Raw genomic sequence first — 5,509 nt, forward strand, 5'->3', positions numbered from 1 at the left:
TTGGTGTTGTGGCCGGCATCCTTCAGCTTCTTGCGCAGCGTGTGGAAGATCTCCGAACCCCAGCGAACACCCTCGCGCAGTGTCGGCGCGCCGATCGGCAGGATCATGAATTCCTGGAAGTCGATCGGGTTGTCGGCATGGGCGCCGCCATTGATGATGTTCATCATCGGCACTGGCAGGACATGCGCCTTGGTGCCGCCGACATAACGGTAGAGCGGCAGGCCGGCGGCATCGGCTGCGGCTTTGGCCACGGCCAGCGAGACGCCGAGGATGGCGTTGGCGCCGAGCCGGCTCTTGTTGGGGGTGCCATCGAGCTCGATCATGGTCTGGTCGATGTGGATCTGATTTTCGGCTTCCATGCCGCCGATAGCCTCGAACAGCTCGCCGTTCACCGCTTCGACAGCCTTGAGCACGCCCTTGCCGAGATAGCGGGCGCCGCCGTCGCGCAGTTCGACGGCCTCGTGGGCACCGGTCGAGGCGCCCGACGGCACCGCAGCGCGGCCCATCGAGCCATCTTCGAGAACGACATCGACCTCGACGGTCGGATTTCCACGGCTGTCCAGGATTTCACGCCCGACAATGTCGATGATGGCGGTCATTGCGATGTCCTCGATTGATCTGAAGAAGGGTCGCGCACGTCTTAGCCAAAGTGCCGCAAAAGGCAATCGGCCCGGTCGCAATTATTGCCGTGGCGTCAGCCTAAAGCGCGTCGCGCCTGAACGGATTCAGGCGCCGCATGCCGTTCTCTCAAAACCGGGGACTACTTTGTGGCGATATGCATCAGGCGGTTCACGAAGCGCAAATCGCTGTCATCATAAGTCATGTGCGGCGGATGTACTTCCGGCTATGGTGCGGGTGCGCGGGGCGAAACAGGAGGAGTTTCGCCATGTCCCAGTTGAGTGGTATCGTGAGTCTGTTCCTGATCGCGGCGGCGTTTCTGACGTCGTGCGACAATCAGCAATCGCCACCCAAGGCAGCAGGGCCGCTACCGGCCTTGCATGTCAGCGAATAGGCGCACATCGAATCCAAAAGGCCCCGTCTGAACGGGGCCTTTTGTTTCCGGGCGTCAATGCCAGTAAGGCGTGACCTTGTAATAATCATAGGACGCGTCGCGCGCCGTCTCGCCATCCGCGCCGGCCAGTTCGTTGATCGAATAAGCGGGTGCGGCCTTCAGCTGTTCCTTGGAGAACGGAACGACATAGCCCCCCTTGTCCTCGTCATAGTCGAGGCTGGCCCACGGAATGGCGTGGTACTTCTCGCCGATGCCGAGAAAACCGCCGAAACCTATCACCGCGAACATGATGCCGTTCGAGGTCTTATCGAGCATGATGTCCTCGATGCTGCCGATGCTCCTACCCTCGGTGTTGTAGACGGACGTGCCGATGACGCGCGAAGCGGCAATGGCTTCGGTGTGGCCTGTCTGGGTTGTCATGATGTGCTCCTCATTGTCGTTGATCCATGCTTTGACAATGAGGGGCGCGGGCGAAAGTTCCCGACTTTTTCGGCGGCAGCCGGTTACTCCGCGAGGATGAAGGTGACCTTCATGTTGACGCGATAGGCAGCGATCTTGCCGTCCTCGACGACGATCTTCTGGTCCTGGATCCAGGCGCCTTCGACGTTCTTCAAGGTCTTTGCGGCACGCGCAATCCCCTTCTCGATGGCGTCCTGAAAGCTCTTCTTCGACGATGAGGTGATTTCGGTGACGCGGGCGACAGACATGGCTTCCTCCTGCCAAAACGCTCATTTGCGAGGCGAGCGTACAGCCGGCTTATGTCTTCCACAAGCGCCGGGCCATGGGGCCATTGTCAGTTGCCGACGCTGGAACGTCCGTGGGACGCTTCAGTGACCCTTGGCGATACGATCGAACGCCATCAGTCTTTCCAGCAGTGCCGGCATATCCTTCAGCGGCACCATATTCGGGCCATCGGAAGAGGTCGAATTGTCCGGATCCTGATGGGTCTCGATGAACACGCCGGCCACACCAACGGCGACAGCCGCCCGGGCCAGCGTCTCGACAAAGCGGCGCTCGCCGCCAGAGGAGCCGCCCTGCCCGCCTGGCTGCTGAACCGAATGCGTGGCGTCGAAGATCACCGGCGCTCCGATCTCGGCCATGATAGGCAGAGCGCGCATGTCGGACACCAGCGTGTTGTAGCCGAACGACGCGCCGCGCTCCGTGGTCAAGACATTGGCGTTGCCGGAACCGGTGATCTTGGCAACCACGTTCTTCATGTCCCAGGGAGCCAGGAACTGCCCCTTCTTCACGTTGATCACCTTGCCGGTCCTCGCAGCGGCGACCAGCATGTCGGTCTGGCGCGACAGGAAGGCCGGAATCTGCAGGACATCGACATGCGGCGCGACGATCGCGCACTGCTCCTCGGTGTGGACATCGGTCAGCACCGGCAGCGAAAATTCCTTGCGCAGTTCGTCGAAGACGGGAAGTGCCGCTTCCATGCCCGCACCGCGCGTCGCCGACAGCGAGGTGCGGTTGGCCTTGTCGTAGCTGGTCTTGTAGACGAGGCCTATTCCAAGCTTGCCGGTCAGTTCCTTCAACGCGCCGGCCATGTCGAAGGCATGCTGGCGCGATTCAAACTGGCAAGGACCAGCGATCAGCGACAAGGCCGCGTTGTTGTCGAAGACGACATTGCCGACGGTTACCGACGAATTGGGCGCCAGGGGCTTGCTCATTGGATCTCCCGGAAGATGAAAGCCGCGCCCTGTCCGGATGCCGGCTGCACGACAATATCATTGCCCGCTATATCGTGTTTGACGGAGTTGGCTGCAAGCAGCCTCGAGGTGATATCGGCGCTGGGAACCGAAAAGACCACGGCGGCGAAGCGTAGGTCCGTCGGCGCGCCGGCAGGCAAGCCAAAGCGTGCGGTGAAAGACGTCGGGGCAAGCACACTCAAGGTTGCGTTCGGCAAGTGAAACGCGCCGCCTTGCCCGCTGGCGGCCGGATCGTCCACCGCCAAGGAGATCAGCCGGCGCTGCTCGGCGGGCCGGTCGCTGACCGCCACGATCTCGACAATTCCCGTGGCGCCGTTGGCGTGCGCCTGCAAGGCTGTCCGATCCACGTTCGGCGCGTTGACCCGTTCGCAGGCAAACAGGAAAGCATCCGTAGCGTTGCTATCGGATGCAAAGGCGAGCTTGAACGATGCAATGTCGCTTTTACCCGCCGTGTCGGTGAACGCGCGCGAAAAGCTCAGCATGTCTCCCGCGGAGATGCCGGCTTCGACATAGCGTGCCTGGTCGGCATCTGCGTTGCTGGTCCCCAGGACCACTGCGGAAAACCCCTCGTCACCGTGCCTGTTGCGATAGATACGGTCGCGCGCGACGAAAACATTGCCCTCGGCAATGGCCGCCGTCGCGGCCTGTTCGTCGCCGACCGCGAGCGGCTCGAGATAGGTGCCGTCGGTGAGGAAAACACAACAGTTTTCGGTCCCGAAGGGATGAATGCCGGTCGGGGCAACCACGAAGCCAAGCGCGGTGAGCCGGGCTCGTGCCACATTGAGGTTCTGTGTCGGCAGCACCAGATGATCGAGCGGATGAGTGCCGGCGGCTGTTGTTCGGTTCATGCAGGCGCGATGTGCATCATTCCGCAAACCGGTTCAAGTCTCAATCAGGCACCGGCCACGACATCGGCGGAATAACGCAGCTCGCGCAATGGTTTGACCTTGCTGGTTGTCTGCCCATAGAGCGGGTGCGCCTTGTAGGCGGCCAACGCCGCGTCATCGGCGAACTCGGCATAGACGACCACATCGATCTCGTCCGACAGCGGGTCGACCTTTGTGTTGATGGTCACCTCGAAGAGGCTGGAATGGGGAATGTTGCCGAGCGCCTGCAGGCCGGTGCGAACGGCCTCCACATCCTCTTTGCGCCGCGCGCTGAAGAAAACGATATGCCGGATCAACGCCGCCTCCTCGATCGAAAGCGCGTCGGGCGACGCGCTTCACGTCTTTGTCTTTATGCATGTCGTTGCCCAAGACCGGGGCCACTTTTGGACGACATGCATTAAGTGCCGGGGTCTTTTGTGACGACAGGACGGCCGCGTCAATCGACAAGGATGTCGCGGCAGCGCCTCATGCGGATGGGCGCTAGGTTTTGCCGGTGATGGATCGCACGACGTGCGTGACACCCCTTACCGCCGTGTCGAGATACCGGCCCTGATTGTAGAGGCCGTCCCAGATCAGGAAAAAGGCGATGGCGGCAATGACGATCACATAACGCATGGCTAAAACTATCGCACAAGCACGGTTACAACCATAGGCGTTTTAGGCGTGTTCGGCCTTTGCTGTTTAAAAGCCGGATCCACGACTGCGAGTGCCTCCACTTGGCACAGCCTGGCTTGCAGCCTGCCTCTTGATGTTCCCCCTCATGACGTGGAAGATTATCGCAGGGATTCACTGGGCAGCGCTGAAGCTCTGGCTAAAGGGCACGCGCTTTCGTTCGATCAACTGCCGGGATCAGGCAATGGCGTTCGAACCCGGCGAATGAACCGCGAGAACCGAGGCTCGGCAATTTGCGCCGACACCGCGGAAGCGCAGGGGCGTGAGATGACAAACAAGGAACATCATGGTCTGGCGTTGAGCGAAGCGGTCAGGCTGGACGAATTCAATTTCGCCGAGATCGTCAAGGGTTTGCCGGCGAAGGCGCGCATGGTGCTGTCGGCGGCCATGAACCTGCCGCGCGGATCGCTGAAGGTCAGGATGCCGGACGGACGCGCCGTCCTGGTCGGCGGCAAGGGACCGGGCCCGGACGCCGAACTGGTGCTCAAGAACTGGCGCTTGCCCGGCCGTGCCTTTTCCGGCGGCACGATCGGCCTTGCCGAATCCTACATGGACGGCGATTGGGAAAGCCCTGACGTCACCAGCTTCCTGGAGCTGTTCGTGGTCAATTCGGCCATCGGCGAACGCGTTGCTGGTGGCGCCAGCTGGCTCATCAACACCGTCCAGCGCATCCGGCACTGGTTCAACGAGAACACGCGCACCGGCTCGAAGCGCAACATTTCGGCGCATTACGATCTTGGCAACGCCTTCTACAAGGAATGGCTCGATCCGAGCATGACCTATTCCTCGGCCCTCTATGCCAACGGCGCCAACGACCTCGAAAGCGCCCAGGCCGCCAAATATCGCGCACTGGCCAAGGATACGGGGATCGGTCCGAAGGATCACGTACTGGAGATCGRCTGCGGCTGGGGCGGCTTCGCCGAATTCGCGGCACGCGAGATCGGCTGCCGTGTGACCGGGCTGACGATCAGCCGCGAGCAGCACGACTTCGCCAAGGCGCGCCTCGCCAAGGCCGGGCTTGCCGACAAGGTCGACATCAAGCTGCAGGACTATCGCGACGAAACCGGCACCTACGACCGCATCGCCTCGATAGAGATGTTCGAGGCGGTCGGCGAGAAGTACTGGCCGGTGTTCTTCGGCAAGATGAAAGCCTGCCTGAGGCCTGGCGGCACTGCGGGCCTGCAGATCATCACCATCAACGAAGCCGCCTACGACACGTATCGCGC

The 5,509-nt window shown here is 61.6% G+C and carries 10 protein-coding genes; 3 read left to right on the forward strand and 7 right to left on the reverse strand.

The genetic code is table 11. The features are described from left to right. On the reverse strand, window positions 1–599 hold a 599-nt coding region (gene eno / locus ACXJ7R_RS23880), incomplete at its 3' end, for a phosphopyruvate hydratase (RefSeq protein WP_457153994.1). 287 nt (window positions 600–886) lie between these two features. Between eno and ACXJ7R_RS23885 the strand changes: the two genes are divergently transcribed. Next, complete coding sequence (locus ACXJ7R_RS23885) at window positions 887–1,012, forward strand: hypothetical protein (protein WP_095091814.1); 126 nt, start codon at window positions 887–889, stop codon at window positions 1,010–1,012. Window positions 1,013–1,066: 54 nt separating this feature from the next. On the opposite strand, the gene ACXJ7R_RS23890 is transcribed toward ACXJ7R_RS23885, so the two are convergent. From ACXJ7R_RS23890 to ACXJ7R_RS23915, 6 genes are all read right to left on the reverse strand, one after another. Beyond that, on the reverse strand, window positions 1,067–1,432 hold the full coding sequence (locus ACXJ7R_RS23890; RefSeq protein WP_095091630.1) for a PRC-barrel domain-containing protein: 366 nt from the start codon (window positions 1,430–1,432) through the stop codon (window positions 1,067–1,069). Window positions 1,433–1,515: 83 nt separating this feature from the next. Next, on the reverse strand, window positions 1,516–1,719 hold the full coding sequence (locus tag ACXJ7R_RS23895) for a dodecin family protein (RefSeq protein ID WP_019858016.1): 204 nt from the start codon (window positions 1,717–1,719) through the stop codon (window positions 1,516–1,518). A 120-nt stretch (window positions 1,720–1,839) separates the two neighbouring features. Further along, on the reverse strand, window positions 1,840–2,685 hold the full coding sequence (gene kdsA, locus ACXJ7R_RS23900) for a 3-deoxy-8-phosphooctulonate synthase (protein ID WP_457153995.1): 846 nt from the start codon (window positions 2,683–2,685) through the stop codon (window positions 1,840–1,842). After that, the gene (locus tag ACXJ7R_RS23905) at window positions 2,682–3,572 is read right to left on the reverse strand and encodes a VOC family protein (RefSeq protein WP_457153996.1); all 891 of its coding nucleotides are present in this window, start codon (window positions 3,570–3,572) and stop codon (window positions 2,682–2,684) included. The genes kdsA and ACXJ7R_RS23905 overlap by 4 nt, the downstream gene beginning before the upstream one ends. Window positions 3,573–3,616: 44 nt before the next feature. Beyond that, window positions 3,617–3,907, reverse strand: coding sequence for a Dabb family protein (locus ACXJ7R_RS23910; RefSeq protein WP_457153997.1), 291 nt, complete (start codon window positions 3,905–3,907; stop codon window positions 3,617–3,619). 184 nt (window positions 3,908–4,091) lie between these two features. Then, on the reverse strand, window positions 4,092–4,226 hold the full coding sequence (locus tag ACXJ7R_RS23915) for a hypothetical protein (RefSeq protein ID WP_457153998.1): 135 nt from the start codon (window positions 4,224–4,226) through the stop codon (window positions 4,092–4,094). Between the two features lie 91 nt (window positions 4,227–4,317). Between ACXJ7R_RS23915 and ACXJ7R_RS23920 the strand changes: the two genes are divergently transcribed. Both ACXJ7R_RS23920 and ACXJ7R_RS23925 read left to right on the forward strand, forming a co-directional pair. Beyond that, window positions 4,318–4,491, forward strand: coding sequence for a DUF1365 family protein (locus ACXJ7R_RS23920; RefSeq protein WP_457153999.1), 174 nt, complete (start codon window positions 4,318–4,320; stop codon window positions 4,489–4,491). A 59-nt stretch (window positions 4,492–4,550) separates the two neighbouring features. Next, window positions 4,551–5,509, forward strand: a 959-nt coding sequence (locus ACXJ7R_RS23925) for an SAM-dependent methyltransferase (RefSeq protein ID WP_457154000.1), incomplete at its 3' end; no start/stop codon positions are given.

The sequence above is a fragment of the Mesorhizobium sp. P5_C1 genome, from assembly GCF_054049815.1.

Bases quoted from the DNA above. Each gene is read 5' to 3' on its own strand.
- ACXJ7R_RS23885 (WP_095091814.1), top strand. From the start codon at position 887: ATGTCCCAGTTGAGTGGTATCGTGAGTCTGTTCCTGATCGCGGCGGCG.
- ACXJ7R_RS23890 (WP_095091630.1), bottom strand. From the start codon at position 1,432: ATGACAACCCAGACAGGCCACACCGAAGCCATTGCCGCTTCGCGCGTC.
- ACXJ7R_RS23895 (WP_019858016.1), bottom strand. From the start codon at position 1,719: ATGTCTGTCGCCCGCGTCACCGAAATCACCTCATCGTCGAAGAAGAGC.
- kdsA (WP_457153995.1), bottom strand. From the start codon at position 2,685: ATGAGCAAGCCCCTGGCGCCCAATTCGTCGGTAACCGTCGGCAATGTC.
- ACXJ7R_RS23905 (WP_457153996.1), bottom strand. From the start codon at position 3,572: ATGAACCGAACAACAGCCGCCGGCACTCATCCGCTCGATCATCTGGTG.
- ACXJ7R_RS23915 (WP_457153998.1), bottom strand. From the start codon at position 4,226: ATGCGTTATGTGATCGTCATTGCCGCCATCGCCTTTTTCCTGATCTGG.